The organism is Jiangella muralis (assembly GCF_001270745.1).
GTDB lineage: Bacteria > Actinomycetota > Actinomycetes > Jiangellales > Jiangellaceae > Jiangella > Jiangella muralis.
The window spans coordinates 137,685-163,141 of record NZ_KQ434757.1; the positions used below are offsets into that span (position 1 = coordinate 137,685).

Below are 25,457 nucleotides of genomic sequence, written 5' to 3' on the forward strand. Positions count from 1 at the left end.
ATGGTGACCGACGACGCACAGACCCGAGTGTCCACCCGGCGTGAGTGGCCGTGGTGGGCGCCGTCGGTGTCGGCCGGCCTGGTCAGCGCCGCCCTGCTGGGCCTGATGACCTGGCTGGTGCTGGAGCGCACGTGGTTCATCGGCTGGGACTGGGACTTCCACGTCTACGTCGACACGCGCCAGCCCGGCGGCCTCACGAAGACACTGCTCGACACCGTGGCGAGGTTCGGCGGGCAACGGCTCTACACGTTGCCGATCATCGCCGCGGTGGGCCTGTTCGTGGCCTACAAGCAGCGCAGCGTCCGGGTGCTGATCGCCATCGTGGCCGGGCTGGCGACGGTGCTGTTCATCGGGTACTGGATCAAGTTCGGGCTGGGCCGCACGCCGCCGGCCAGCGGCCAGGACGTCCTGCACGGCGTCGGGCAGGCGTTCCCGTCCGGGCACACCGCCAACGCCACCCTGACGTGGTTCCTGCTGGTCGTGGTGCTGTTCGGGGCCAACGGCCTGAAGCCCGACCCGGTCCGGTTCCGCCGCTACCTCTGGGTGGCCGGCACGCTGGTCGTGGTCACCGGGTTCCTCATGACCGCCCTCGACTACCACTGGGTCAGCGACATCCCCGGGGGCATGGCGCTGGGGCTGCTGGCCCTGATGATCTCGGTGACGGTGCTCAAGGCGCCGCCGCTGCGCCTTCCTCGGCGGGAGTGAGCCCGCGCGCCTCCAGCGCGGCCCACAGCCCGGGCGCTCCAGGTGCGTCCAGCCACGCGGCGTTCTGGCGCACCTCGGCCGGGCTGCGCATGCCGACGACGGCGGACCGTACCAGTGGGTGGCGCAACGGGAACTGCAGTGCGGCCTGCGGCAGGACGGCGTCGTGCTCGGCGCAGACGGTGGCGAGGTCGCGGGCACGGGCCAGCACGGCCGGCGGCACCGCGCCGTACTCGTACGTGCTGCCGGGGTCCGGGTCCGGCGCCGCGAGCAGGCCGGAGTTGTAGATGCCGGCGGCCACGACGACGGTCCCGGCAGCGGTGCAGGCGGGGAACAGCTCGGTCAGCGCGGGCTGTTCCAGCAGCGTGTAGCGGCCGGCCACCATGACGACGTCCAGCCCGCCGCCGCGGACCAGCCGGGCCAGCGCGGCCGCGTCCTTGGACCCGGCGCCGACGGCGGTGACGGCACCCTCGTCGCGCAGCTCGGCCAGCGCCGGGACCGCGGTGGCCATCGCCTCGTCCATGCGGTCCTCGGGGTCGTGCAGGTAGAGGACGTCGACGCGGTCCAGGCCGAGCCGGGTCAGGCTGTCGTCGAGGCTGCGCCGGATGCCGTCGCGGCTGAGGTCCCAGACCCGGCGGTGGGTGGCCGCGACGGCGAAGCTGCCCTCGTCGTCGGTGCCGCCGCGCTCGTCGGGGACCAGCAGCCGCCCGGCCTTCGTGGACACGACGTACTCGGCCCGCGGCCGGTGCGCCAGCGCGGCGCCCAGCCGCCGCTCGGAGACGCCGAGCCCGTAGTGCGGCGCGGTGTCGAAGTAGCGGACGCCGGCGTCCCAGGCGGCGTCGACGGTGGCGGCCGCGGTGTCCTCGTCGACGGCGGTGTAGAGGCCGGCGATCGGCGCGGCGCCGAACCCCAGCCGCGACAGCCTCAGCGCCATACGGCACCGTCCGGGAACCGGTGCGCCCGGATCGACGGCGCCAGCATCTCGGTGCCGGCGCCGGGCCGCGTCGGCGCCAGGTAGCGGCCGTTCTCGACCCGGACCGGGTCGGCGAAGTGCTCGTGCAGGTGGTCGACGTACTCGATGACGCGGTCCTGCAGGGTGCCGCTGACGGCGACGTAGTCGGCCATCGCAAGGTGCTGGACCGCCTCGCACAGGCCGACGCCGCCGGCGTGCGGGCAGACCGGGACGCCGAACTTCGCGGCGAGCAGCAGGATCGCCAAGTTCTCGTTCACACCGGCGACCCGGGTGGCGTCGATCTGCACGATCTGCGTCCCACCGGCCTGCAACAGCTGCTTGAACATGACGCGGTTGGCGACGTGCTCGCCGGTGGCGACCCGGATCGGGGCGATGCGCTGCGCAATCGCGGCGTGGCCGAGGACGTCGTCGGGGCTGGTCGGCTCCTCGACCCACCAGGGGTCGAACGGCGCCAGCTCCTTCACCCAGCGGACCGCCTCGTCGACGTCCCAGCGCTGGTTCGCGTCGATGGCGATGCGGATGTCGGGGCCGCAGATCTCCCGGGCGATGGCCAGGCGGCGGATGTCGTCGTCGAGGTCGCCGCCGACCTTGAGCTTGATCTGGGTGAACCCGGCGGCCAGCGCCTCGCGGGTGAGCCGGGCCAGCTTGGCGTCGTCGTAGCCGAGCCAGCCCGGCGTGGTGGTGTACGCCGGGTAGCCCTCGGCCAGCAGCGTCGCCGCGCGCTCGGCCTTCCCCGCCTCGGCCGCCTGCAGCAGGTGCAGCGCCTCGGCCGGATCGAGCACGTCGGTGAGATAGCGGAAGTCGACGAGGTCGACCAGCCGCTCCGGCGAGAGATCGGACAGCAGCCGCCACAGCGGCGCCCCGGCCCGCTTGGCCGCGAGATCCCACAGCGCGTTCACCACCGCGCCGACGGCCATGTGCATGACGCCCTTCTCCGGGCCGAGCCAGCGCAGCTGCGAGTCGTGCACCAGCCGCCGCCAGGCGCCGCCGAGGTCGGACAGCAGCGCCTCGACGTCCGCGCCCACCAGCAGCGGAGCGAGCGCGTCGATCGCCGCGACCTGCACGTCGTTGCCCCGGCCGATGGTGAACACGAACCCGTGACCGTCCGGGCCGTCGTCGTCGGTGCGCAGGACGACGTACGCGGCGGAGTAGTCCGGGTCGGGGTTCATCGCGTCCGACCCGTCCAGCATCCGCGACGTCGGGAAACGTAGGTCGAACGTGTCGAGAGCGGTGATCTGACTCATGGCGGCCCTTCTGATCCATGGCGCGGGGACGCATAACATCCGATGTCTGCCCGGACAGTCTGCCACGACCGGGGGACGATGCTGTGGTCTGACCATGGTGACGTAGGATGTCTCGCGCGATCGAGCCTCGACGAAACAGGAGCGGACGATGGGTGAACTGGATGGCCTGACCGCGGTGGTCACCGGCGGCGCGTCGGGCATCGGGCTGGCGACGGCACAGCTGCTGGCCGCGTCCGGCGCGTCGGTCGGCGTGCTGGACCGCTCCGTCGACGTCGCACCGTCCGGCCTCTACGCCGTTCGGTGCGACGTCACCGACTCCGACGGCGTCACCGCCGCCGTCGACGCCGTCGCCGAGCGGTTCGGCGGCCTCGACATCGTCGTCAACAACGCCGGCGTCGGCGCCGCGGGCACCGTCGAGGACAACTCCGACGACGAGTGGCACCGCGTCTACGACGTCAACGTCGTCGGCATGGTCCGGGTCACCCGCGCCGCCCTCCCGCACCTGCGCAAGTCCCAGCACGCCGCCGTGGTCAACGTCTGCTCCATCGCCGCGACCGCCGGGCTCCCCCAGCGGGCCCTCTACTCCGCCACCAAGGGCGCCGTGCTGTCGCTCACCCAGGCCATGGCCGCCGACCACCTGCCCGACGGCATCCGCGTCAACGCCGTCAGCCCCGGCACCGCCGACACCCCGTGGGTCTCCCGGCTGCTCGACGCCGCCGCCGACCCCGCCGCCGAACGCGCCGCCCTCGAGGCCCGCCAGCCCACCGGCCGGCTCGTCCCGCCCGAGGACATCGCCGCCGCCATCGCCTACCTCGCCGGGCCGTCCGCCGGCTCCGTCACCGGCACCACCATCGCCGTCGACGGCGGCATGCAGGCCCTCCGACTACGCAAGTGAGCCGCGGCGCCCGGCCACGTGCCCGTAAACTGTCCGGCTGACACGCAGGGGTGATGGCCGAAGCGGAGGACGACGGGTGGAGTTCGGGGTTCTGGGGCCACTACGTGCCCTGGCCGACTCCGGCGCCGACGTCACTCCCGCGGCGGCGAAACAGAGCCTCCTGCTGGCCGTCCTGCTGTGTCACCGCGACGAACCGGTGCCGGCCGACCGGCTGGTCGACCTGCTGTGGGACGACGCGCCCGCGACGCGCACGAACCTGCAGGTGCACGTGCATCGACTGCGCCAGCGGCTCGGCGCCGGCCGCATCTCGTTCGGCCCGGCCGGGTACCGGCTGCAGGTCGGCGACGACGAGGCCGACGACGCGCGGTTCGAGCGCACGGCCGCTCGCGGGCACGCGCAGCTGTCGGCCGGCGACGCCGCGGCGGCGCACGACACGCTGACCGCGGCGCTCGACCTGTGGCGTGGCTCGCCGTATGCCGGCCACGAGGAAGCCGAGCCGGTGCGGCTGCAGATCGCGCGGCTCACCGAGCTGCGGCTGGTCGCACTGGCCGACCGGCTGCGGGCCGGCCTCGCGCTCGGCCGGGCCGCCCAGGTGGTGGGCGAGCTGGTGGCGCTGGTGTACGAGCATCCGCTCCGGGAGGAGCTGCGCGGGCTGCTCATGCTCGCCCTGCATCGGTCCGGGCGCACCGCGGAGGCGCTGGATGCCTACGCCGAGGGCCGGCGTCTGGCCGTCGACGAGCTCGGCATCGAGCCCGGCGCGGAGCTGCGCGAGCTGCACCAGTCGATCCTGTCCGACGACAGCGGCATCGCGGCGCCCCGCCCGGCCGAGCCGCGGCCGGCGCCGTCGGAGCTGCCCGCGGCCGAGGGGACCTTCGTCGGCCGCGAGACGGTGCGCCGCGAGCTGGTCGAGCGGCTGCGCGGCGGCGACCACGCGGTCGTGGCGATCAGCGGCCCGGGCGGGGTCGGCAAGTCGGCGCTGGCCCGGCAGGCGGCCAACACGGCGGCCGGCGCCTTCCCGGACGGCCAGCTCTACCTCAACCTGCAGGGGTCGACGCCAGGGGCCGAGCCGATCCCGCCGCGGGAGGCGCTGAGCCGGCTGCTGCGGTCGCTGCGCGTCCCCGACAACGACATCCCCATGACGACCGACGAGGCGGCCGCCGCGTTCCGCTCGGTCACGGCCGACCGCCGGCTGCTGATCGTGCTGGACAACGCGGCCGACGCCGCCCAGGTGCGGCCGCTGCTGCCCGGCCGCGCGTCCGGGTCGGCCGTCGTGGTGACCAGCCGGGCGGTGCTCGGCGCCCTGGACGTCGCCTGGCACCTGCGGCTGACCGCGCTGAGCGAGCGCGAGGCCGTCGCCCTGCTGGGCCGCCTGGCCGGCGCCGACCGCGTCACGACCGACCCGCGCGCCGCGGCCGAGATCGCCGCGATGTGCGACCGGCTGCCGCTCGCCCTGCGCATCGCCGGCGCCCGGCTGGTGGCCCGGCCGGACTGGTCGCTCGACGCGCTGCGCGACCGGCTGCGCGACAGCGCCGCTCGCCTGGACGAGCTCGAGCACGGCGACCTCGCGGTGCGAGCCAGCTGCGCCGTCGGGTTCCTCGCGCTGCCGAAGGAGGCCGCGCACACGTTCGTCGCACTCGGGATGCTGCATCTCGCCGACGCCACGCCGGCGGTCGTCGCGGCGCTGACCAGCCAGCCGGTGGCGGCCGCGACCCGCCAGCTGGACCGGCTGGTCGAGGCCGGGTTGCTCGACGCCGCCGGCGCGGACCGGTACGCGCTGCACGACCTGCTGCGGTTCTACGCCCGCGAACGCGCCACCGAGACGTCCACGCCGGCCGAGCGGCGGGCCGCCCGGCTGCGCGTCGTCCACCACCAGCTGGCGACCGCCCGAGCAGCCATGCACGTGGTGGCGCCGGGCCGGGACTGGCGGCAGCGGACCGGCATCCGCGACGAGGATGTGAGCGAGCCGCCCCTCGACTTCGCCGACGGCGAGGCGGCCGGCGCCTGGATCCGCGCCGAGGCGGCCGGCCTGGTGGCGTCGGTCCGGTACGCCGCGACGCTGCCCGGCGACGGCCCGCCCCTGGTGGGGGCCCTGTCCGCGGTGCTCGTCCAGCTCTTCCACAGCCAGTACCTGTGGCCGGAGCTCGCCACCGTCCCGGCCATCGCCCTGAGCGTCGCCGATCGTGCCGAGCTGCCAGAGCTGACGGCCGCGGCCCGGAACGACCTGGGGATGGCGGCGGCGATCCGGGGCCGGCCGGACGAGGCGATGGTGGACCTGCGGGCGGCGCTGCTGCTGTTCGACCAGCTCGCCGACACGACCGGCCAGGCGCTGGTGCTGGACTCGCTGGGAAACGCGTCGCGGCTGGCCGGCCGGTTCGGCGATGCCGTCGCCTACCACCACCGCGCACTGACGATCCTGCGTGCCCGCGGCGATCGGGGCGCCGTGGCCCGGACGCTGAACAACCTGGCCTGGTCGCAACACGTCCACGGTGACGAGGCGTTCGCCGCCTACCAGGAGGCCCTGCGCGCCTACACGGAGATCGGCGACGAGATCGGCGCCGCCGCCGTCCTGCTCAACGTCAGCCAGTTGCACCTCGACCAGGACCAGCCCGCCGACGCTCTGGCGGCGGCCGAACAGGCGGCCGCGGTCTTCCGGCGCCATGGCCACACGCGCCGGCACATCGTGGCCCGGTGGCGGCTCGGCTCCGCACGACACCAGCTCGGCGGCCTCGACGCCGCCCGCGCGGAGTGGCGGCAAGCGCTCGAACTGCTCCGCGACGGCGGCGCCCTGACCGACGCCGAGGTCACCGAGATCATGGCGGCGCCGGTCCCCGAGCCACCGTCGGTGCTGCGCGACACCTGAGCACGAGGGGCGGGCGTCACACGGCCGATCCCGGCCCGCGCACCGGCGGTACGTCGCGTCGCGCGACGTTGTCGGTGCCCGCCCGTAGGGTGGGATTCCCTCCCGGCCGGGCGGGGACCGTACCCGTCCCGCCGGACCGTCGGCCCGCCCGAGGCGCGGGGTGACCGTCGCCCGCCGGTTCGGCGCCGAGGCCGGGCATGCTCTGCGGGTGGCGTCAGCCGTGGCTACTGAAGCAGCAAGGCGGTGGCCACGGCGGCCAGGCCTTCGCCGCGGCCGGTGAGGCCGAGCCCGTCGGTGGTGGTGCCGCTGACGCTGACCGGCGCGCCGATCGCGTCGGACAGGACGGCTTGGGCCTCGTCGCGGCGGCTGCCCACGCGCGGACGGACGCCGATGACCTGGACCGACGCGTTGGCGATGGTGAACGACGCGGCCCGGACCAACCGCGCGGTCTCGCCCAGCAGCGCGACGCCGGAGGCGCCGGCCCACTCCGGGCGGTCGGTGCCGAAGACGGCGCCGAGGTCACCCAGGCCGGCGGCGGACAGCAGGGCGTCGCAGACGGCGTGCGCGGCGACGTCGCCGTCGGAGTGGCCGACCGGGCCGGCCGGCTCGTCCGGCCAGTGCAGCCCGGCCACCCAGCACGGACGGCCCGGCTCGATGCGGTGGACGTCGACGCCCAGCCCGACCCGGGTCACACCGCGGCCGCCCGCCGTGCGAGCACCGCCGAGGCGAGCAGCAGGTCCTGCGGCCGGGTCACCTTGAACGCGTCGGCGTGCCCCGCGACGACATGCACCGGCAGCCCGATGCGCTCGACCAGCGCGCCGTCGTCGGGCGCGTCGACGTCGCCGCGTTCGACGGCGGCCGCGTGCGCCCGCTCGAGGACGCCGCGGCCGAAGCCCTGCGGCGTCTGGACGGCGCGCAACACGGCGCGGTCGGGGGTCGCGGTGACCAGGCCGGCGGCGTCGACCGCCTTCAGGGTGTCGACCACCGGCAGGCCCGGGATGACGGCCTCGTGCCCCGCCATGACGTCGGCGGCGACGGCGTCGAACAGCTCGGACGGCGCCAGGCAGCGGGCGGCGTCGTGCACCAGCACCACCTCGGTGTCGTCAGGCAGCGCCGCCAGCCCGTTCGCGACCGACTGCTGCCGCGTCGACCCACCCGGGACGACGGCGGCCGCGCCGGCCAACGCGGGATCGCCCTCCATGCCGCCGGGCGCCACCACGACGACGTGCGTCACTCGCGCGGCGCCGGTGGCGGCCCGCAGTGCATGCCAGACCAGGGGACGTCCGCCGACCTCGACGAACGCCTTCGGGCGACCTTCGCCCAGTCGCTCACCACGACCGGCGGCGACCACGATGCACGCAACGCTCACGACGGGATCATGCCCCGTTCGACGCGCGCGTGTCAGCCTGCAAGGACCTCGTCGAGCAGTGTCTCGGCCTTGTCCTCGTTCGTGTTCTCGGCCAGCGCCAGTTCGGAGACGAGCACCTGACGGGCCTTGGCCAGCATGCGCTTCTCGCCCGCGGACAGCCCGCGGTCACGCTCGCGCCGCCAGAGATCGCGGACGACCTCGGCGACCTTGATGACGTCGCCGGACGCCAGCTTCTCGAGGTTCGCCTTGTACCGGCGCGACCAGTTGGTGGGCTCTTCGGTGTGCGGCAGGCGCAGCACCTCGAAGACGCGATCGAGCCCTTCCTGGTTGACGACGTCGCGTACGCCGACGAGGTCGACGTTGTCCGCCGGAACGCGGACGGTCAGGTCGCCTTGCGTGACCTTGAGGACGAGGTACTGGCGTTCCTCTCCTTTGATGACCCGGGACTCGATCGCCTCGATGAGCGCGGCCCCGTGATGGGGGTAGACAACCGTTTCGCCGACCTTGAAAGTCATGTGTTCCTGTCCCCTTTCCCCCACCGATGATAGCACGATTTTCACCGCCCGGATAAGCGTTTGTGCTGGTCAGCGCCAGTGATGGGGGTTGACAAAAGCCCATTCGGCGTGCTGCGGTCGCTCGTCATACGCGACCGGCAGCCGATCCGGAGTGTCCGTTTAGCCCCATTCCAAGGTCGTCGATCTTGCCGTCCCACCAGGTAGGAGCGGGTGCCGGTGACCAGCCGCCGGGACGGCGCCGGTACTGTGGTCCGCGGTCTGTCCAGTGTGAGCGCGCTTTCCGAGGAGCACGTGGTGAAGGTTGCTGTCCGGCGTCTGGTTCTCGTCGCCGCCCCTGTCCTGATGCTGGGCGCCGCCGGCTGCAGCATTCAGGAGCAGACCCAGCGGTGGTACTCGGCCGACAACGGCATCAACGCCGAGGCGGGCGACATCGGCCTGCGCAACGTCCAGGTCGTCTCCGACGGCGACGGCACGGCCACCGTCATCGCCACCCTGACCAACCGCGGCGACAACGACGACGAACTGGCCGAGGTCCTCATCGGCGACGTCCCCGCCGAGCTCGCCGACGGCCCGCTCGACCTCCCGGTCCGCGGCGTGGCCGACCTCGGCCCCGACGCCGACCGCGTCGACGGCTTCGACGTCGACACCGTCCCCGGCTACACCGTCTCCGTCGAGTTCCGGTTCGAGAACGCGCCGCGCACCACCGTCCAGGCGCTGGTCCGTCCCGCCGAGGGCGCCTACGCCGAGGCGCTGCCGGCCCAGCCGGCGCCGGACCAGGAGGAGCCGACGGACGCGCCGACCGGCGCACCGACGGAGACGCCCGCCGACGAACCGACGGAGCAGCCCACCGGCACCGCTACGCCGTAGGCCATGGACTCGGGAGACACACCCTAGGCCTCGAGCTTGTAGCCGAGGCCGCGCACCGTCAGCAGGTAGGTCGGCACTGCCGGGTCCGGCTCGATCTTCGCCCGCAGCCGCTTCACGTGTACGTCCAGCGTCTTGGTGTCGCCCACGTAGTCGGCACCCCAGATGCGGTCGATCAGCTGGGCCCGGGTGAGCACCCGGCCGGCGTTGCGCAGCAGCAGCTCGAGCAGCTCGAACTCCTTCAGCGGCAGCCGGACGGAGCTGCCGTTGACGGTGACCACGTGGCGGTCGACGTCCATGCGGACGGGGCCGGCGCCCAGGACCGCCTGGCTGGCCTCGGCCGGCTCGGTGCCGCGGCGCAGCACCGCCCGGATGCGCGCGACCAGCTCGCGGGAGGAGAACGGCTTGGTGACGTAGTCGTCGGCGCCCAGTTCGAGGCCGACGACCTTGTCGACCTCGGAGTCCTTGGCGGTCAGCATGATGACCGGAACGTTGGAGCGCTGCCGCAGTTGGCGGCACACCTCCGTACCGGACAGGCCCGGCAGCATGAGGTCGAGCAGGACCAGGTCGGCCCCACCCCGGTCGAACTCGTCGAGAGCGTCATCGCCGGTCACGGAGACGGCGACCTCGAAGCCCTCCTTCCGGAGCATGTACGACAGGGCGTCGCTGAACGAATCCTCATCCTCGACGACGAGCACGCGGGTCACGGCGTCTCCTTACCAACTGGCGTCTCGAACGCGGGCGGTTGCCCGGTTCGGTGCGGGTGCAGCGGCAGTCGCAGGGTGAAGGTGGACCCTGCTCCCTGCACGCTCCACACGCCTACCTCGCCGCCGTGGCTGGCGGCGATGTGCTTGACGATGGACAGTCCCAGGCCGGTGCCTCCGGTGGCCCGGGAACGGGCCGGATCGACGCGGTAGAACCGCTCGAAGATGCGGTCCAGCTCGCTCTCGGCGATGCCGAACCCCTGGTCGGTGACGCTGACCTCGACGAGGTCGTCCCGTCGGCGGACGCCGACCGCGACCCGGGTGTTGGGCGGGCTGTAGTTCACCGCGTTCTCGACCAGGTTGCCCAGCGCGATGACCAGCTGCCCGACGTTGCCCAGCACCTGCAGCCCCGGCGTCCCGCCGGCGGTGAGCCGGATCTTGTTCTTCTCGGCGTCGACCCGGCTCCGGTCGAGGGCCGCCTCGACGACGCTGTCGACGTCGACCAGCTGGGGCGACGCGACGGGATCGTCGTACTGCAGCCGGGACAGGTCGATGATCTCCTGCACCAGCCGGGTGAGCCGGGCGCCCTCACGCTGCATGCGCTCGGCGAAGCGCTGCACGGCCTCGGGGTCGTCCTTGGCGTCCTCGACCGCCTCGGCCAGCAGCAGCAGCGCGCCGACGGGCGTCTTCAGCTCGTGCGACACGTTGGCGACGAAGTCGCGGCGGACCTCGTCGACGCGGATCTCGTGAGTGCGGTCCTCGACCAGCGCCAGCAGCAGCTTGCTGTTGAGCGGCGCGACGCGCGCCGACACGTACAGCGTCTGGGTGGTGTCGCGTGAGCGCGGGATCTCCAGCTGGACCTCGCGGATCTGGCCGTCGCGGCGGACCCGCTCGGTCAGCTCGACCAGCTCGGGCACGGCCAGGCGGTCGTGCCGGACCAGCCCGAACGCGTACGCCGACGGGCTGGCCTTGACGACGTCGAGGGCGCTGTCGAGAACGATGGCGCTGGAGCGCAGCACCGACAGCACCTCGTCGACGCCCTCGGGGACACGGGAGGTCCGAGGCGGCTCCGGCGGGTGCTGCGCGCGCTCACTGGCCTTGAACGCCAAACCCGCCGCCAGGCCGACCGCTGCGCCGACACACGCGGCCAGCGCTCCGGCTGTCACAGCATCCACATCCACCGATGTTATGTGCCACAGCGGAGTTCATCTCCACTTCAAGACACTTCACGGCGCGGTTTCGGTCCCTTGTTCACCGAGACTTCGCGGCCCATTCACCTTGCCGCGCTGGACGTCCATCTCTTGCACCTAGGCTGATCAGACAGGAGCAACCTGCCTACCCACAGGATGACAGGGATGACGAAGCCAATGCGCGAGGCGTACCACGAGCAGCTCGACGAGGTCAACGGCCGGCTGATCGGGATGATCCGCAAGACCGGTGACCTGATGGGGCTGGCCACCAAGGCGCTGCTCGAGGCCGACCTCGACGCCGCCGAGCAGGCCATGGCGTCGGACTCCAGCATCAACCGCGACCAGCTCGAGATCGACGAACAGGTCCTGGAGCTGATGGCCACCCAGGGCCCGGTGGCGTCCGAGCTGCGCATCGTCACGTCCGCCCTGCGCAGCACGTCCGACGCCGAGCGCATGGGCGACCTCGCCGTCCACGTCGCCAAGGTCGCGCGCATGCGCTACCCCGAGCACGCCGTGCCCGACGAGCTGCGCGGCACCTTCGCCGCCATGGGCAAGGCCGCCTGCGAGATGTCCACCAAGGCCACCGAGGTGCTGCGCACCCGCGATCTCGACGCAGCCGCGGAGCTGGCGCAGGACGACAACGAGATGGACCACCTGCACCGGTCGCTGTTCCACGAGCTCCTCGACGACCAGTGGAGCCGCGGAGTGGAAGCCGCCATCGACATCGCGCTACTGGGCCGCTACTACGAACGGTTCGCCGACCACGCCGTGCACATCGCCACGAACGTGCGCTACCTGGTCACCGGCGAGATCGAGTGGGCCGACAGCACCGCCGGCCACTAAAACCCCACCGAAGCGACGCCGAGAACGGGACGCAAGCGGACCGGAGGAGGGTCCGGTGGATGCGGAGCCCGGCGTCAAGAGCGCACGCGGCATGCTTCACCGCCGCGAAGCGGAGCCGGGCGCAGCATCCACCGGACCCTCCGACCCCAACGCAACCAGCGGCGCGACCTAGGCCGTCAGCGCCTCACGCAACCACTGCTCGACCCCGGCGACGTGGACGGTCGCCCAGGAGCGGGCGACGTCGGGCTGGCGGGACCGGATGGCCTGGACGATGGCCCGGTGCTCGGCGAGCGTGCGGGCCACCGCCTCCTCCTGGGTCAGGCCGCGCCAGACCCGGGCCCGGTGCGTGGGCCCGGACAAGCTCTCGACCAGCGAGCACAGCACCGGGTTGCCGGAGCCCTCGGCGATCAGCCGGTGGAACTCGAGGTCGCTGGCGACCAGCTCCTCGACGCCGGTGTCCGGGTCCAGCGGGGCCATGACCTCCTCCAGCTTCGCGATGGCGTCGTCGCTCATCCGCACCGCCGCCATGGCCGCGGCGGCCGGTTCGATGACGCGGCGCACCTCCAGGAAGTGCAGCACGGTGTCGTCGCGGTGGAAGTCGACGACGAACGCCATCGCGTCGAGCAGCAGGTTGGGCGACAGGCTGGTGACGTAGGTGCCGTCGCCCTGCCGCACGTCGAGCACGTGGATCAGCGACAGCGCCCGCACCGCCTCGCGCAGGGAACTGCGCGACAGCCCCAGCCGCTCGGCGAGGTCGGCCTCGCGCGGCAGCCGGTCACCGGGGCTCAGTTCCCCGCTGACGATCATCTGCTTGATCTTCTCGATGGCGACGTCTGTCACTGCCATGCGACACGTTCCCCCTTGACACCCTGGTCGGACTATACGCGGCCGAACACCTGGCGAAAGGGCGCCACCAGGGCCTGCCTGGTGACGCCCTCGGACGGGGTGGGTGAGGGGCTCAGCGACCCTGGTTCCGGACCGCCTCGATGGCCGCCGCGGCGGCGTCGGGGTCGAGGTACTCGCCGCCCGCGGTGACCGGGCGCAGCGAGTCGTCCAGCTCGTACACCAGCGGCACGCCGGTGGGGATGTTCAGCCCGGCGATGGCGTCGTCGGAGATGCCGTCGAGGTGCTTGACCAGCGCGCGCAGCGAGTTGCCGTGTGCGACGACGGCGACCGTCTGGCCGCGGCGGAGGTCGGGCACGACGGCGTCGTACCAGTACGGCAGGAACCGCTCGAGCACGTCCTTCAGGCACTCGGTGGCGGGCAGCAGCTCGGGCGGGAGGTCGGCGTAGCGGGCGTCGCCGGTCTGGGCGAACTCGTCGCCCGGGTCGATCGGCGGCGGCGGGGTGTCGTACGAGCGGCGCCAGAGCATGAACTGCTCCTCGCCGAACTCGGCCAGCGTCTGCTTCTTGTCCTTGCCCTGCAGCGCGCCGTAGTGACGCTCGTTCAGCCGCCAGTGCCGGCGCACCGGGATCCAGTGCCGGTCGGCGACGTCGAGGGTGATGTTGGCGGTGCGGATGGCCCTGCGCAGCACGCTGGTGTGCAGGACGTCGGGCAGCACGCCGCGCGCTTTCAGCAGCTCGCCTCCGCGCCGGGCCTCGGCCTCGCCCTTCGCGGTGAGGTCGACGTCGACCCACCCGGTGAACAGGTTCTTCGCGTTCCACTCGCTCTCGCCGTGACGGAGCAGCACCAGGCGATAGGTCATGGCGGTCAGCTTACGGTGCGGGCCTCAGGTGCTCGAAGGCGGCCAGGTTGCGGGTCGACTCGCCGCGCGACAGCCGCCACGCCCATTCGCGCCGGATGGACGACGCGAATCCCAGCTCCAGGATGGTGTTGAAGGAGGAGTCGGCGGTGCCGAGCACGATGCCGAGCAGGCGGTCGACCTCGTCGGCGGTGACGGCGTGCAGCGGCAGCCGGCCGACGAGGTACACGTCGCCGGCGTGGTCGACGGCGAACGCGATGCCGGAGAGGCGGGCGTTGCGCTCGAGCAGCCAGCGGTAGACGCCCTCGTGGTTCTCGTCCGGCCGGCGGGCGACGAACGCGTTGACGACCAGGCTGTGGTCGCGGACGGCGAGGCTGCAGGACGTCTTCAGCTTGCGCTCGCCGGGCAGTTCGACGGCGAACTCGCCGGGCGCGGGTTCGTCCCACGGCTGCCCGGAGTCACGCAGGTAGGCGCGGACGACCGCGGCGGGACCGTCGTCGGTCGTCATGCCGTCATCACCTGCCGGTGCCGCGTCGCTCGGGCGTAGACCTCGAGCATACGGGCCGCGGTGGCGTCCCAGCCGAACTCCGCCGCGTGTGCGACGGCGCCGGCGCCGAGCCGGCGCAGGCGGTCCGGGTCGCCGATCAGCCCGGCGAACGCGTCGGCCCAGTCGGCCGGGTCGTGACCGTCGACCAGCAGGCCCGACCGGCCGTGCGCGACGGCGGTGCGCAGCCCACCCACCGCTGCCGCGACGACCGGCGTGCCACAGGCCTGCGACTCCAGCGCGACCAGCCCGAACGACTCGCTGTAGGAAGGGACGGCGGTGACGTCGGCGGCGCGGTACCAGTCCGCCAGCTCCCGCTGCCCGACCGGCGGCTCGAACCGCACCACGTCGGCGACGTCGAGCGTGCGGGCCAGCCGGGTCAGCGCGTGCGGCTCGGCCATACCCGACCCCGACGGCCCGCCCACCACGGCGACGACCAGCCGCTCGCGCAGCGCGGGGTCGCGGGCCAGCAGCAGCGACGCGGCCCGCACCAGCACGTCCGGCGCCTTGAGCGGCTGAATGCGCCCGGCGAACAGCAGCACGACGGCGTCGGCGGGCAGCCCCAGCCGGGCCCGGGCCGCGGCCGCCGGGCCGGGCGCGAACACGTCGAGGTCGACGCCCGGCGGGACCGTCGCCACCCGGCCGGGATCGGCGCCGTACAGGCCGACCAGCTGGGTGGCTTCGTCGTCGGTGCTGGCGACCAGCAGGTCGGCGTGCGCGACCACCTGCTCCTCGCCCAGTTCCCGCTCGCGCGGCTCCGGCCGCTCGCCCTCGGCCAGCGCCAGGTTCTTCACCTTGGACATGGTGTGCATCGAGTGCACCAGCGGTACGCCCCAGCGGCTGGTGGCCAGCCAGCCGACGTGACCGGACAGCCAGTAGTGCGAGTGGACGAGGTCGTACCAGCCCGGCGGGCGCCGCGCCTCGGCCCGCAGCACGCCGGACGTGAACGCGCACAGCTGTGCGGGCACCTCGGCGACCGGCAGCAGCTCGTACGGCCCGGCGGCGATGTGCCGGACCAGCACGCCCGGCGCGGTCTCGACCACCGGGGGCTGGCCGGACGACGTGGCCCGGGTGAACACCTCGACCTCGACGCCGAGCGCCGCCAGCCGCCGGGCCAGCTCGACGACGTACACGTTCATGCCGCCGGCGTTGCCGCCACCGGGCTGGTCGAGCGGTGAGGTGTGAACGCTTAGCATCATCACCCTGCGCGGTCCGCGCGTGCCCGACATCACAATCGGTGCAACCGCCTGCGGCGGTGGCCGATTCCCTGGCACAGTGCGCTCGATTGCTGCTGTTTTGGCTGGATAACCGCAAATCACCCGAGAAATCCCGGTCGCCGATACCGAGTCGTAATGGAGATTGCCGCCTCCATACGGCAACCTGGTCGCGGTTTGATGAGTCTTCAAGGGTGGGAGCGGCGTCGAGGGGACGCCGTCAAGAGGGGGAGGAACGATCGTGACGCGTGGCAGGAAGGCCGGCATGGGCGCGCTCATCGCCGTGCTCGCCGTCGCCGTGGTGTCGGCCGTGCTCATCGGCCTGAACCAGTTCGGACGCGACGAGCCGGCGTCGGCCAGCCCGCAGAGTTCGGGCCAGACCGCGACGCCACCGGCCGAGGAGCCATCGGACACCCCGACCCCGACGGCGACACCCACCCCGACGGTCACCCCGACGCCGACTCCCACCACCACGCCCACACCGGAGGCCCTGATGGTCGCCGGCGCCAGCGGCGACCAGGTGCGCGAGCTGCAGGCCCGGCTCAAGCAGCTGGAGTGGTACGCGCCCGACATCACCGGCGAGTTCGACGACGTCACCGCCACCGCGGTCTCCGGGTTCCAGGAGAAGCGCGAGCTGCCCGCCACCGGCTCCGTCGACCAGGCCACCTGGGACGCCCTGATCGGCATGACCGAGACGCCCACCGAGGACGAGCTGAACAACGTGCTCACCCCCGGCCCGACGATCCTCGGCCCCGGCGACACCGGCGACCAGGTGCGCGAGCTGCAGGCCCGGCTCGTGCAGATCGGCTGGTTCAGCGGCGACGTCACCGACACCTACGGCGACACCACCACGGCGTCGATCAAGGGCTTCCAGGACAAGCGCGGCTTCCCCGCCACCGGCGAGGTCGACCAGCGCACCTGGGACAAGATCGTCGAGATGACCCGCACCCCCACCGACGACGAACTGCACAACCGCGAGCCCGAGAACAACGGCGGCGACGCCGACGGCCTCGACCCGCGCTGCCTCACCGGCCGGGTGCTGTGCATCGACAAGTCGTCGAACTCGCTGCGCTGGGTCATCGACGGCGAGGTGCGGATGACCCTCGACGTCAGGTTCGGCACCGACGAGCTGCCCACCCGCGAAGGCGAGTTCCAGGTGAACTCCAAGTCGCGCGACCACGTGTCGTCGCTGTACGACACGCCGATGCCGTTCGCGATGTTCTTCAGCGGCGGCCAAGCGGTGCACTACTCGCCCGACTTCGCGGCCAACGGCTACAACGGCGGGTCGCACGGCTGCGTGAACGTCCGCGACCGCGACTCCATTGAGTCGCTGTTCGGCCAGGTCAACGTCGGCGACAAGGTCATCGTCTACTGGTCCTGACGCACCGTCAGCGCTCGCCCGGGCGGCGGTCGCCGCGGACCGCCCTCGGCCCCGGCCCGGCTGTGACCCTGGCGGACGGGACGTCGGCGAGCTGCCAGCTGTGCGGCGGGCTGGCGTCGTCGTGGCCGCGTGGCAGGGAGCAGGCGTCGACGGCGCGGCCGCCGTCCGGCGCAGGCCCCTCGACGACGCAGGGCAACGCCTCGGTGAGCATGACGTCGTCGGCGTACCAGAGCAGCCACCACCACGGCTGCGTCCTGACGGCGGCGTGGTCGCGAGGCTGACCGAGCCCGAGGTGCGGCAGCCGGTGGCCGGCGGCGTACTCGCACACGATCAGGTCGCCGGCGCGGGCGTCGGCCTCGCCAGGCCCGCCGGAGGCGCCGTGCCCGCGGTGGACGGCGAGCCGCTCGGCGTCGGTGCGGGACAACACGACGGAGGCGGCGCAGGGCGGCTGCAGGCCCGAGACCGGCGACACCGCGGCGGGCAGCGGCTCGACCTTGCACAGGTGCGCCGGGCCGCCGCCCAGCCCGACGTCGGTCTCGCTCCAGCGGGTGACCGGCCGGTAGCCCAGGCGCCGGACCAGTTCGTCCCAGCCGCGCGGACCCGGCACGGACGGACGGCCACGGACCGCGTCGATCAGGGTGCCGTCCGGTCGCCGGATCTGGATGACCGGCAACGGCCGGTCGGGCACCAGAGCCGGGATGTGGAAGGCGGCGTAGTGCAGGCGAGGCAGCATACGGATCGGTCTCCGATCCCCCCGGGGACGGGGGTCGTGAGTACATTGCAAATAGCCAAAAGGTCGCACGAAGCCCGGACAATTGCTATAGGGAGCCGTAGGACGCGGCCGGACGCACAGGGGTGCACGTCTGTGCGTCCTGGTGATAACCGCAGGTCGGGGAAGCTCTAGATTCTAGATCCGTGGAGAACTTCGATCCGGATCCCCAGGTGCGCGGCTATGTCTTCGTCCGGCTCGCGGACCACCTCCTCGCCGAGATCGCCGAGAGCCGGATCACGGTCGGCGCACGCCTGGCCAACGAGCGGGAGATGGCGCGGACCTACGGGGTGGGCATCGGCACGGTGCGCCGGTCGCTGGAGCTGCTGCGCGAGCGCGGCATCGTCGAGACGTACCCGAGCAAGGGCACCTTCGTCATCGCGACGACGCCCATCGACGACAGCGACGACGCCGGCGCGCGCCGGACTCGCTGACTGCTGACGGCGTCAGGCGCTGGCCGTCGCGAAGACGACCAGGTTGTCGACGTAGTGACCGGCGGACTCGTCGAACGTGTGGCAGGTGATCAGCCGCAGCTGGCGGTCCGGCACCGGGCCGTAGACCTCCTCGGCCGGGAAGTCGGCCTGTGGCACCGTGCGGCTGCCGTCCACCACGAACACCGCGACGACGCCGGAGCTGAGGTCCACCTCGATCCGGTCGCCGGGGCGCAGCCGCGACAGGCCGGCGAAGACGGCGGGACCGACCGGCGAGTCGACGTGCCCGGCGAGGACCGCCGGGCCGGGCGCGCCGGGGACCGGGCCGCCGGCGAACCAGCCCGCCGACTGCCAGTCCTCCGGCGCGGCCAGCCGCCCGTCGTCGCCACGGTGCAGGGTCTCCAGTGCGCTGTCGACGCCGATCGCCGGGATCCGCACCCGGACCGGCACGGTGTCGTCGACCGGGATCGGGCGCGGCCCGGCGGCCCCGGCCGACCCAGGGGCCTCGGCTGACGCGGCGACGTCCGGCGTCGCGGCCGCGGACCCGCGGCCCGCAGCCGGCGCCGTCCCGTCCGCACACCCGCCGAGCCCGGCGGCGACGACGGCCGCCACGACCAGGGCCGTCGCCGATCGCCTCATGACACCCGTCGGCGGCGCGCCAGCACCCCGGTGACGACGGCCAGCCCGGCCACCAGCGCCACCGCGCCGAGCGGCTCCGCCCAGCCCGCCGAGGTCTCGAGCCCGCGGCCGCCGGTCCGCACGCCGCCGGCCGGGGCCTCCGGCGTGCCGGTGCTGTCCACGACCCCGACGACGTTCAGCTCGCCGTCGACGTCGAGGACGAAGAGCGTGTTGACGCTGCCGGCGGCGAGGTCGACGTCGGTGCTGCCGGTGCCGGCGGCGCTGCTGAGGTCGAGGGTCCAGCGGCCGCCGGGCACCTCGCTGTAGCCGGTCGCCGTCCCGAAGGCGGCGTCGTCGGCCAGGACGGTGCCGGTGCTGGTCGTGACGGTGACCGCCGGCGACGAGACGGCCGCCGAGATCAGCCGCACGCGCGCCTGGCCCGCCGCCGGTGCCGTCAGGTCGTCGACGAGGATGCGGCCGGACAGGTCGGCGTTCAGGCCGACCGCCGCGACCGTGATCGCGACCCCGTCCTCGATCTCGACCGCCGCCGTGATCACCGGCTCGGAGTCCGCCGGCGCGCCGGCCGGGCGCATCGCCGCCGTGTAGGTCCCGGCGGGCAGCCGCGCGTAGCCGGACACGTCGCCGTAGCCGACGTCCTGCAGTTCCAGCACGGACTCGCCGTCGAGGCCGGTCAGGCTGACGTCGACCTCCGGGGTGTCCGGTGACAGGTGCGCCAGCCGGGCCCAGCCCGTCGCCGCCGGCTCTTCGCTCCCCTGGGCGCCGGTGGCGGTGCCGGCGGCCAGGGCGACGACTCCCACGGCCGTGGCCAGGGACCTGACGATGCGTTTCATGGGATCTCCTCGGGAGGTGGCGGGTCGGGGAGCAGGCCGCGCGGTGCGGTCAGCGAGTACGTGGCGATGACGGTGGTCCCGTCCGTGTCGACCTGCGACGGCGTGAACGGCGGCGGCTGCCCGAGCAGCCAGAGCGCCAGCCGGGCCGCCTCGTCCTCCGTCGGCAGGCCGGTGAGCACGAGCCGGCGGCGCACCCCGGCGTCCTCGCCCGGCAGCGCGGGCAGCGACACGGCCAGCTCGTGGGTGCCGGACAGCTTGCCGAGGACGATCACCAGCCGCGGATCGACCAGCCCGGCCGACGCGACGGCGCGCGCGGCGGCGTCGAAGGTCAGGGCGTCGTTGCGGAGCAGCTGGCCGGTCGCGTAGCCGACGGTGCGCCGGTCCCCGGCGGCGACCGTCTCGGCGACGTCCCGGCCGAGTGGGTGGATCGCCCGGATCTCCACCCGGCCGTCGCCGAGCCCGAACGACGCGACGACGGTCGACTCGGCCAGCGCGGACCGGACGTCGGGCCGGTCGGCGTCGTCGGTGCGCAGCGCCGCCGTCGACACGACGTAGTCGTAGTGGGTCCAGCCAGGCGGGCGCGGGTCGAGCGGCCCGCCCTCCGCGACGGCGTCGGCCGGGAAGCTGGTGAACGGCACCAGCCCGTCCGCCGCGAACCCGGACCGCAGCAGGTCCGCCCGCAGCGGGTGGTCGACCACCAGCCGGCCGTCACGCGGCACGTTCGCCGTCAGCCAGCGCTCGGCCTGGGCGACCGGCGCGACCGGGTCGTCGCGCAGCAGCGGACCCAGCTCGCCCGGCCAGGTCGCCGTCACCGCGACGATCAGCGCGGCCGCCGCGGTCGTCGTCATGATGGCCAGCGGCATCGCCTCCGGCCGGCCGCGCACCGCCAGCAGCCGGACGACCAGCCGATGCGCCGTCGCGGGCACCAGCAGCGCGGCCAGCGGGACCGCCGCGAGCGGCAGCGCGGCGGGCGCCGGTCCGCCCGGCACGACGGCTAGCAGCACCAGCGTGATCAGCGTGGCGGCCGGCGGACGCAGCGCCGGGAACAGCAGCGCGGCGCCCGCCGCCACCGGCCCGATCGCCACCAGCACCGGATCCAGCGTCCACCACCGTTCCGGCGCGGCGCCGCCGAGCTCACCCAGCGACGCGAGCACGTACCCGTAGGCGCCGGCGCCCGCCGCGGCGGCCACCCCGGCCACCGCGAGCCGCCACCGTCGCGCCGTCACCTGCTGCCACATCGTCCACACGACGAACGGCGCGACGACGACGAACGTTTCCTGCGTCAGTGCGGCCAGCAGCACCGCGACCCCAGCGGCCGGGAACGCCACCGGCCGCCCGCGCCGCGCCGTCGCCAGCACGAACGCGAGCAGCATCCACAGCACGGCGACGTTCTCGGCCAGCACCAGGCGGTGCAGGTGCAGCGCCAGCGGCGAGACGGCGAAGAGGACGACGGCGACCGCGGCGGCCGGCCGGGCCACCCCGAGCCGGCGGGCCAGCACCCACAGCAGGACGACGCCCAGCAGCAGGACGACCAGCATCGCCTCGCGGCCGGCGGCGACGGTGTGCTCCGCGCGGTCCAGCGCCCCGGTCGGTTCGATCCACGCCGCCAGCTGGGCGGCGCCGAAGTCGCCGGGGACGCCGGCCGCGATCCGGGCCATCGTGCGACCCTCGGCCTCGGTGAACGCGGGCGAGCGGGTCATCCCGGCGGCGTGCACGTAACCGGCCAGCGTCAGCAGCGGCGCCAGCCAGGCGAGGTCCGGACCGTGCCGCCGGAACCAGGCCCGCACCCGGCGCGGCCGCGGCGGCCTCGGCGGCACCGGGATCGGCAGCCGCAGGTCGTCGAGGTCCAGCGGCAACGCGGGCAGGGTCGACACGGTGTCGCGCAACGCCGACGCCTCCCCCCGAGGTGTCGCACAGACCTGCGCGCCGGCCCATGGCGCGGCAAACCACGCCATGATCGCCAGGCAGGTCAGGCTCGCGGTTCCTGACCAGAAAGTCTTCGGCCGGAGTGTATACCGGAATGTGACTATGTGAGGGGAATTGTCGCGATATTGCCTGGACAGGCAGCCGGTGTCGCGCGCCGCCGGTAGATCGTCGGGCCAGCACGCCGCGCGGGCCGTCAGCACACACGGCCGCCAGTAAATCCTGATCATCCACCTTCTGGGCTGTCATAGCAGCTCAAAAGGTGGATGATCATGGTGGACGTCTCGTCGACGATGGCGTTCGCCGTTTTGCCGCAGTGGGGCGGGGGAAGTGCGGGCCCAGGCCCGCCCGGGTGCACCGTTCGCCTGGCTGGCTGCCGTTGGCCGTTGCTGCCGGTGCACCGTTGGTGTCCTCGACTCCCGGAGCCGTCTTCGATAGCGGGAGTCGTGTTCGAGAGGCTGTTCGGACGTTTCTCGCTATCGAAGAAGGCTGTGGTCATCGACGTGGCAGTCGGCCCATCACCGCCGCGCAGGCCGTGAGTAGGTCGTCTGCCCATCAATGCGACGCGACCATGTCAGTGCCCGCCCGTAGGGTGGGGTCCCACCCCACAGGGGCGGGTCATGCCTACCTCACGCTGAACGACCGCGACGCCGTCCAACCGCGACCGGCTCCGTCCCATCCGCGACCGCGCCGCCCGACCGACCGCAGCGCCGCCCCAGCCGCGACGGCACCCGCGCCGGTCCACCCAGGGCGGCCCGGCCGATCAGGCCGTCGGCAGGTCGATCAGCATGACGGGGTCCGTGGTCGGCTGCGGCGACCCGCCGTCCGGCTCGACGGTGATGCCGAGTCGGTCGGCGCCGGCGAGGCCACGGGCGGTGAACGGGCCGACGTGGCCGTCGGGCGGGCTGCCGAGCACCCCGGCGGACACCACGCCGCCGTCGTCGTGCATCAGCCACAGCTGGTAGGTGTGGCCGGCCGGCGCCGGCGCCATGCCGTCGCCGATGAACACGGCGACGTCCAGCGACCGCGCCACCAGCACGGTGCCCTGGCCGTCCTCGGGCGAGCCGACCCGCACCATCTCCATGTCCTCGGCGCCGACCAGTTGCCGCAACTGCGCGCCGATCTGCTGCGACCGGTCGAGGTCGGACTGCACCTCGTTCAGCCGGATCCCGAGCACCACGATCGCCGCCACGGCCGCCGCTGCCAGGCCGGTCGCGACCCGCGGCCACCAGCGACGCACCGCCCGCCCGGCGGCCGGACCCGGCGGCAACCCGGCGGCTACCCCCGGCTGCCCCTCACCAGCGGATACCCGTGGCGGCAGCGGCCGCACCTCGGCGACCCGCGCGAGCACCTCGTCGCGCATCCGCGGCGGGGGCGTGACGGCGGCGGCGACGCCGAGCCGGGCGGCGGTCTCGCGCAGCTCGTCGACCTCGATGCGGCAGTCGGCGCACTGCTCCAGGTGCTCCTCGAACCGGCTCACCTCGTCCGGCGGCAGCGCATGCAGCGCGTACGGCGCGGCCAGCGTGTGGATGCCGGCGTCCACGGGCTCGTTCATCGCCCCACCCCCATGCAGTCGCGCAGCCGGGCCAGGCCGTCGCGGAGCCGCGTCTTGACCGTACCGAGGGGAGCATGCAGCAGTTGCGCGACCTCGCGATAGGTGTATCCGTCGTAGTAGGCCAGCGCGATCGACTCGCGCTGCAGGCCGGTCAGCGAGTCGAGGCAGCGGCGCACCTGTTCGCGCTCCACGTTCGCCTCCACCTCGTCGGCCACATGGTCGTACGGCCGCTCGTCGTCGCGCCGCGCGGCCCGTTCTTCGCGGTCGCTGCCGGCCTGTTCGCGGCGGACGCGGTCGACGGCGCGGCGGTGCGCGATGGTGAGGATCCAGCCGCGCGCGCTGCCCCGTTCGGACTGGTACCGCGACGCCGTCCGCCACACCTCGACCAGCACCTCCTGCGCGACCTCCTCGGCCAGCGCCCGGTTGCGGACCACCGTCGTCGCGATGCCCAGCACCGGACCGGCCATGCTGTCGTAGACCTGCTCGAAGGCGGCGTGGTCGCCGCGGGCGCAGTGGTCGAGCAGCCGGCCGAGCCGGTCCCCCGGCCCACCGGCCGGATCCGGCTCATCGGCCGGCACCGATCGCAACGTCACCATCGAGCGTCCTCCACCGTCATCGTCCACCTGACTGCCCCGTGTTCGCAGCCGCGCGGACGGTGGATTGGTCGCGGTCCGCACCAATCCGCGCACACGCACGACGTCCCGGGCGCGGCCGCGCGCCGATCGCCGTGGACAGCGGGTTCCTCGCGCACAACGAGCGAACCTATCGGCGGCTGACCCGGTTGTTCGGCGAACTGGGCATCGCGACCACCGAGACGGACTCACCAGCGCGGCTGTGCTCGGGCACGTGTTCAATCCGCTGACGGTGTTCTGGTGCCATGACGCGGACGGCGCGCCGTGGTGCGTCGTCGCGTCAGAGGTCGAGCAGCGGGTCCGGATAGTCCAGCGCCTTGCGATCGGCGTCGGGCAGCGCCCAGGGCGTGTGGACGGCCGCGCCGTCGAGGTGCGCGAGCTCCGGGACGTAGCGGCGCACGTAGGCGCCGTCCGGGTCGAACCGCTTCGCCTGGCGTAGCGGGTTGAGCACCCGGTTCGGCCGGGCGTCGTTGCCGGTGCCGGCCACCCACTGCCAGTTGCCCGCGTTGGTCGCGACGTCGCCGTCGACCAGCCAGCGGAAGAAGTGCGCGGCGCCCGCCCGCCAGTCGATCTTCAGGTTCCTCGTCAGGAACGACGCCGTGATCAGCCGGGCCCGGTTGTGCATCCAACCCTCGCGCAGCAACTGGCGCATCCCGGCGTCGACGATCGGCACGCCGGTGCGCCCGTCCTGCCAGGCCCGCAGCCCGTCGGCGTCGTCGCGCCATTCGACAGCGCGGCTTCGGTAGTCCTCGGTGCTGACGGACGGCACAGCGGCGGTGACCTGGTGGTGGAAGTCGCGCCAGGCCAGCTGCCGCACCTGCTCCGGCGCGTTCTCCTCGAGCCGGTTCGCCACCTCCAGCGGCGAGACGCAGCCGAAGTGCAGGTACGGGCTCAGCCGCGAGGTGTGGTCGCCGGCGAGGTCGTCGAGGTCCGGCTCGCCGTCACCGGCGCGCCTGACGGCCCGGTCGAGGACGGCGCGCCCGGCGGTCTCGCCGCCAACGGGCAGGTCGGGCGAGGTGACGCCGTCGGAGAGATCGTCGACGGCGGGCAGCCGGCCGATCCGGTCGAGATCCCCGCTGCTGATCCGGGCCGGGGCCGCCACCTGCTCGCGCCACGTCGCCGCGTCCCACGCCCGCCAGTACGGGGTGAAGACGCGGTAGTGGTCGCCGCCGGCCGGGATCAGCGCGCCGGGCGGCAGCACCGTCACGCCCGGGTAGGTCCGGAACCGCACGCCCTGCCCCGCGCACGCGTCGGCCAGCCGGCGCTCCCGGCGCTGCGCGTAGCCGCTGACGTCGGCGCTGCACACCAAGGCCGTCGCGCCGGTCTCCGCGACCGCGGCCATCGTCTCCTCGACCACGTCACCGCGGCGCAGCACCAGGTCGCCGCCTCGCTCCCGCAGCCGCTCACGCAGGTCGGCCAGCGCCTGCGCCAGGAACGCGGCCCGGTTCGGCGCGGCGTTCCGGCCGCTCAGGATCGAGTCGTCGAGCACGAACAGCGGCATCACCCGGTCGGCGTGCTCGGTGGCGGCGGCGAGTGCCGGGTGGTCGTGCACGCGCAGATCCCGGGTGAACAGCACCACCGCCGTCCGGCCGGGTTCCGCTGCACGCCCGGCGCGTTCGTCGGCCACGTCGCTCCTCCCGTCTGCGTCACAAGCTCCGTACCCCATGGCAGAACGCTC

At 73.6% G+C, this 25,457-nt stretch carries 25 protein-coding genes and 1 pseudogene; 8 read left to right on the forward strand and 18 right to left on the reverse strand.

All coding sequences use genetic code 11. The features are described 5' to 3' along the window. On the forward strand, nucleotides 1-705 hold the full coding sequence (locus ACW62_RS14070) for a phosphatase PAP2 family protein (RefSeq protein WP_053204738.1): 705 nt from the start codon (nucleotides 1-3) through the stop codon (nucleotides 703-705). Here ACW62_RS14070 and ACW62_RS14075 read toward each other — a convergent pair. Together ACW62_RS14075 and ACW62_RS14080 are read right to left on the reverse strand one after the other, a co-directional pair. Continuing rightward, entirely contained in the window at nucleotides 668-1,636 is a 969-nt protein-coding gene (locus tag ACW62_RS14075; RefSeq protein WP_053204739.1) for an aldo/keto reductase, read from the reverse strand. The genes ACW62_RS14070 and ACW62_RS14075 overlap by 38 nt on opposite strands. Beyond that, on the reverse strand, nucleotides 1,627-2,919 hold the full coding sequence (locus ACW62_RS14080; RefSeq protein ID WP_053204740.1) for an L-fuconate dehydratase: 1,293 nt from the start codon (nucleotides 2,917-2,919) through the stop codon (nucleotides 1,627-1,629). Before ACW62_RS14080 ends, ACW62_RS14075 begins: the two co-directional genes overlap by 10 nt. 148 nt (nucleotides 2,920-3,067) lie before the next feature. Between ACW62_RS14080 and ACW62_RS14085 the strand changes: the two genes are divergently transcribed. Further along, nucleotides 3,068-3,814, forward strand: a complete 747-nt coding sequence (locus ACW62_RS14085; RefSeq protein WP_053204741.1) for an SDR family NAD(P)-dependent oxidoreductase — start codon at nucleotides 3,068-3,070, stop codon at nucleotides 3,812-3,814. Nucleotides 3,815-3,890: 76 nt separating this feature from the next. Further along, the gene (locus tag ACW62_RS14090) at nucleotides 3,891-6,674 is read left to right on the forward strand and encodes an AfsR/SARP family transcriptional regulator (protein WP_053204742.1); all 2,784 of its coding nucleotides are present in this window, start codon (nucleotides 3,891-3,893) and stop codon (nucleotides 6,672-6,674) included. A 224-nt stretch (nucleotides 6,675-6,898) separates the two neighbouring features. Here the strand turns inward: ACW62_RS14090 and ispF are convergent, their stop codons facing one another. From ispF to ACW62_RS14105, 3 genes are read right to left on the reverse strand one after another with little or no spacing between them, the layout of a single operon-like run. Further along, entirely contained in the window at nucleotides 6,899-7,366 is a 468-nt protein-coding gene (ispF, locus tag ACW62_RS14095) for a 2-C-methyl-D-erythritol 2,4-cyclodiphosphate synthase (RefSeq protein WP_053204743.1), read from the reverse strand. Further along, complete coding sequence (gene ispD, locus ACW62_RS14100) at nucleotides 7,363-8,043, reverse strand: 2-C-methyl-D-erythritol 4-phosphate cytidylyltransferase (protein WP_205629340.1); 681 nt, start codon at nucleotides 8,041-8,043, stop codon at nucleotides 7,363-7,365. Before ispD ends, ispF begins: the two co-directional genes overlap by 4 nt. 32 nt (nucleotides 8,044-8,075) lie before the next feature. Beyond that, complete coding sequence (locus tag ACW62_RS14105) at nucleotides 8,076-8,558, reverse strand: CarD family transcriptional regulator (RefSeq protein ID WP_046771200.1); 483 nt, start codon at nucleotides 8,556-8,558, stop codon at nucleotides 8,076-8,078. 294 nt (nucleotides 8,559-8,852) lie between these two features. Here ACW62_RS14105 and ACW62_RS14110 point away from each other — a divergent pair, with 294 nt between their 5' ends. Next, on the forward strand, nucleotides 8,853-9,425 hold the full coding sequence (locus ACW62_RS14110; protein WP_157574751.1) for a hypothetical protein: 573 nt from the start codon (nucleotides 8,853-8,855) through the stop codon (nucleotides 9,423-9,425). A gap of 23 nt (nucleotides 9,426-9,448) precedes the next feature. On the opposite strand, the gene ACW62_RS14115 is transcribed toward ACW62_RS14110, so the two are convergent. Beyond that, on the reverse strand, nucleotides 9,449-10,120 hold the full coding sequence (locus tag ACW62_RS14115) for a response regulator (protein WP_476733809.1): 672 nt from the start codon (nucleotides 10,118-10,120) through the stop codon (nucleotides 9,449-9,451). A gap of 5 nt (nucleotides 10,121-10,125) precedes the next feature. After that, complete coding sequence (locus ACW62_RS14120) at nucleotides 10,126-11,307, reverse strand: sensor histidine kinase (RefSeq protein WP_083459742.1); 1,182 nt, start codon at nucleotides 11,305-11,307, stop codon at nucleotides 10,126-10,128. A gap of 174 nt (nucleotides 11,308-11,481) precedes the next feature. Here ACW62_RS14120 and phoU point away from each other — a divergent pair, with 174 nt between their 5' ends. Beyond that, a complete protein-coding gene (gene phoU / locus ACW62_RS14125) occupies nucleotides 11,482-12,159 on the forward strand; it encodes a phosphate signaling complex protein PhoU (protein ID WP_240477310.1) in 678 nt (225 codons plus the stop codon). Nucleotides 12,160-12,327: 168 nt separating this feature from the next. Here phoU and ACW62_RS14130 read toward each other — a convergent pair whose 3' ends face one another. The 4 genes from ACW62_RS14130 to mshA all read right to left on the reverse strand — a co-directional run bounded on the left by ACW62_RS14130 (nucleotide 12,328) and on the right by mshA (nucleotide 15,634). Next, nucleotides 12,328-13,005 (reverse strand): FadR/GntR family transcriptional regulator, encoded by a 678-nt coding sequence (locus ACW62_RS14130; protein WP_053204748.1) that lies wholly within the window; start codon nucleotides 13,003-13,005, stop codon nucleotides 12,328-12,330. Between the two features lie 112 nt (nucleotides 13,006-13,117). After that, nucleotides 13,118-13,864 carry a phosphoglyceromutase gene (locus ACW62_RS14135; protein ID WP_053204749.1) on the reverse strand — a complete coding sequence of 249 codons (747 nt, stop codon included), beginning with the start codon at nucleotides 13,862-13,864 and terminating at the stop codon, nucleotides 13,118-13,120. Between the two features lie 10 nt (nucleotides 13,865-13,874). Beyond that, nucleotides 13,875-14,369 (reverse strand): type III secretion system chaperone family protein, encoded by a 495-nt coding sequence (locus ACW62_RS14140; RefSeq protein ID WP_053204750.1) that lies wholly within the window; start codon nucleotides 14,367-14,369, stop codon nucleotides 13,875-13,877. After that, nucleotides 14,366-15,634 (reverse strand): D-inositol-3-phosphate glycosyltransferase, encoded by a 1,269-nt coding sequence (gene mshA, locus ACW62_RS14145; RefSeq protein WP_053204751.1) that lies wholly within the window; start codon nucleotides 15,632-15,634, stop codon nucleotides 14,366-14,368. Before mshA ends, ACW62_RS14140 begins: the two co-directional genes overlap by 4 nt. 226 nt (nucleotides 15,635-15,860) lie before the next feature. Here mshA and ACW62_RS14150 point away from each other — a divergent pair, with 226 nt between their 5' ends. Next, a complete protein-coding gene (locus ACW62_RS14150) occupies nucleotides 15,861-17,000 on the forward strand; it encodes a L,D-transpeptidase family protein (RefSeq protein ID WP_205629341.1) in 1,140 nt (379 codons plus the stop codon). Between the two features lie 7 nt (nucleotides 17,001-17,007). On the opposite strand, the gene ACW62_RS14155 is transcribed toward ACW62_RS14150, so the two are convergent. Then, a complete protein-coding gene (locus tag ACW62_RS14155; RefSeq protein WP_053204753.1) occupies nucleotides 17,008-17,733 on the reverse strand; it encodes a hypothetical protein in 726 nt (241 codons plus the stop codon). 182 nt (nucleotides 17,734-17,915) lie between these two features. Between ACW62_RS14155 and ACW62_RS14160 the strand changes: the two genes are divergently transcribed. Next, on the forward strand, nucleotides 17,916-18,203 hold the full coding sequence (locus ACW62_RS14160) for a winged helix-turn-helix domain-containing protein (protein WP_053204754.1): 288 nt from the start codon (nucleotides 17,916-17,918) through the stop codon (nucleotides 18,201-18,203). Between the two features lie 12 nt (nucleotides 18,204-18,215). On the opposite strand, the gene ACW62_RS14165 is transcribed toward ACW62_RS14160, so the two are convergent. The 5 genes from ACW62_RS14165 to sigK all read right to left on the reverse strand — a co-directional run bounded on the left by ACW62_RS14165 (nucleotide 18,216) and on the right by sigK (nucleotide 23,743). Then, nucleotides 18,216-18,839, reverse strand: a complete 624-nt coding sequence (locus ACW62_RS14165; protein ID WP_053204755.1) for a sortase domain-containing protein — start codon at nucleotides 18,837-18,839, stop codon at nucleotides 18,216-18,218. Next, nucleotides 18,836-19,669: a DUF4397 domain-containing protein gene (locus ACW62_RS14170; RefSeq protein ID WP_053204756.1), complete on the reverse strand. Its 834-nt coding sequence runs from the start codon at nucleotides 19,667-19,669 to the stop codon at nucleotides 18,836-18,838. The genes ACW62_RS14165 and ACW62_RS14170 overlap by 4 nt, the downstream gene beginning before the upstream one ends. Next, entirely contained in the window at nucleotides 19,666-21,555 is a 1,890-nt protein-coding gene (locus tag ACW62_RS14175; RefSeq protein WP_053204757.1) for a hypothetical protein, read from the reverse strand. Before ACW62_RS14175 ends, ACW62_RS14170 begins: the two co-directional genes overlap by 4 nt. A gap of 800 nt (nucleotides 21,556-22,355) precedes the next feature. Beyond that, complete coding sequence (locus ACW62_RS14180) at nucleotides 22,356-23,147, reverse strand: anti-sigma factor (RefSeq protein ID WP_083459743.1); 792 nt, start codon at nucleotides 23,145-23,147, stop codon at nucleotides 22,356-22,358. Continuing rightward, the gene (gene sigK / locus ACW62_RS14185; protein ID WP_053204759.1) at nucleotides 23,144-23,743 is read right to left on the reverse strand and encodes an ECF RNA polymerase sigma factor SigK; all 600 of its coding nucleotides are present in this window, start codon (nucleotides 23,741-23,743) and stop codon (nucleotides 23,144-23,146) included. The genes ACW62_RS14180 and sigK overlap by 4 nt, the downstream gene beginning before the upstream one ends. A 223-nt stretch (nucleotides 23,744-23,966) precedes the next feature. On the opposite strand from sigK, the pseudogene ACW62_RS36525 reads away from it, so the two are divergent. Continuing rightward, nucleotides 23,967-24,059: pseudogene (locus tag ACW62_RS36525) on the forward strand (DUF1365 family protein); the annotation flags it as partial. Here the strand turns inward: ACW62_RS36525 and ACW62_RS14190 are convergent. Then, nucleotides 24,060-25,406, reverse strand: coding sequence for a cryptochrome/photolyase family protein (locus ACW62_RS14190; RefSeq protein ID WP_053204760.1), 1,347 nt, complete (start codon nucleotides 25,404-25,406; stop codon nucleotides 24,060-24,062). Nucleotides 25,407-25,457 lie beyond the last annotated feature (51 nt).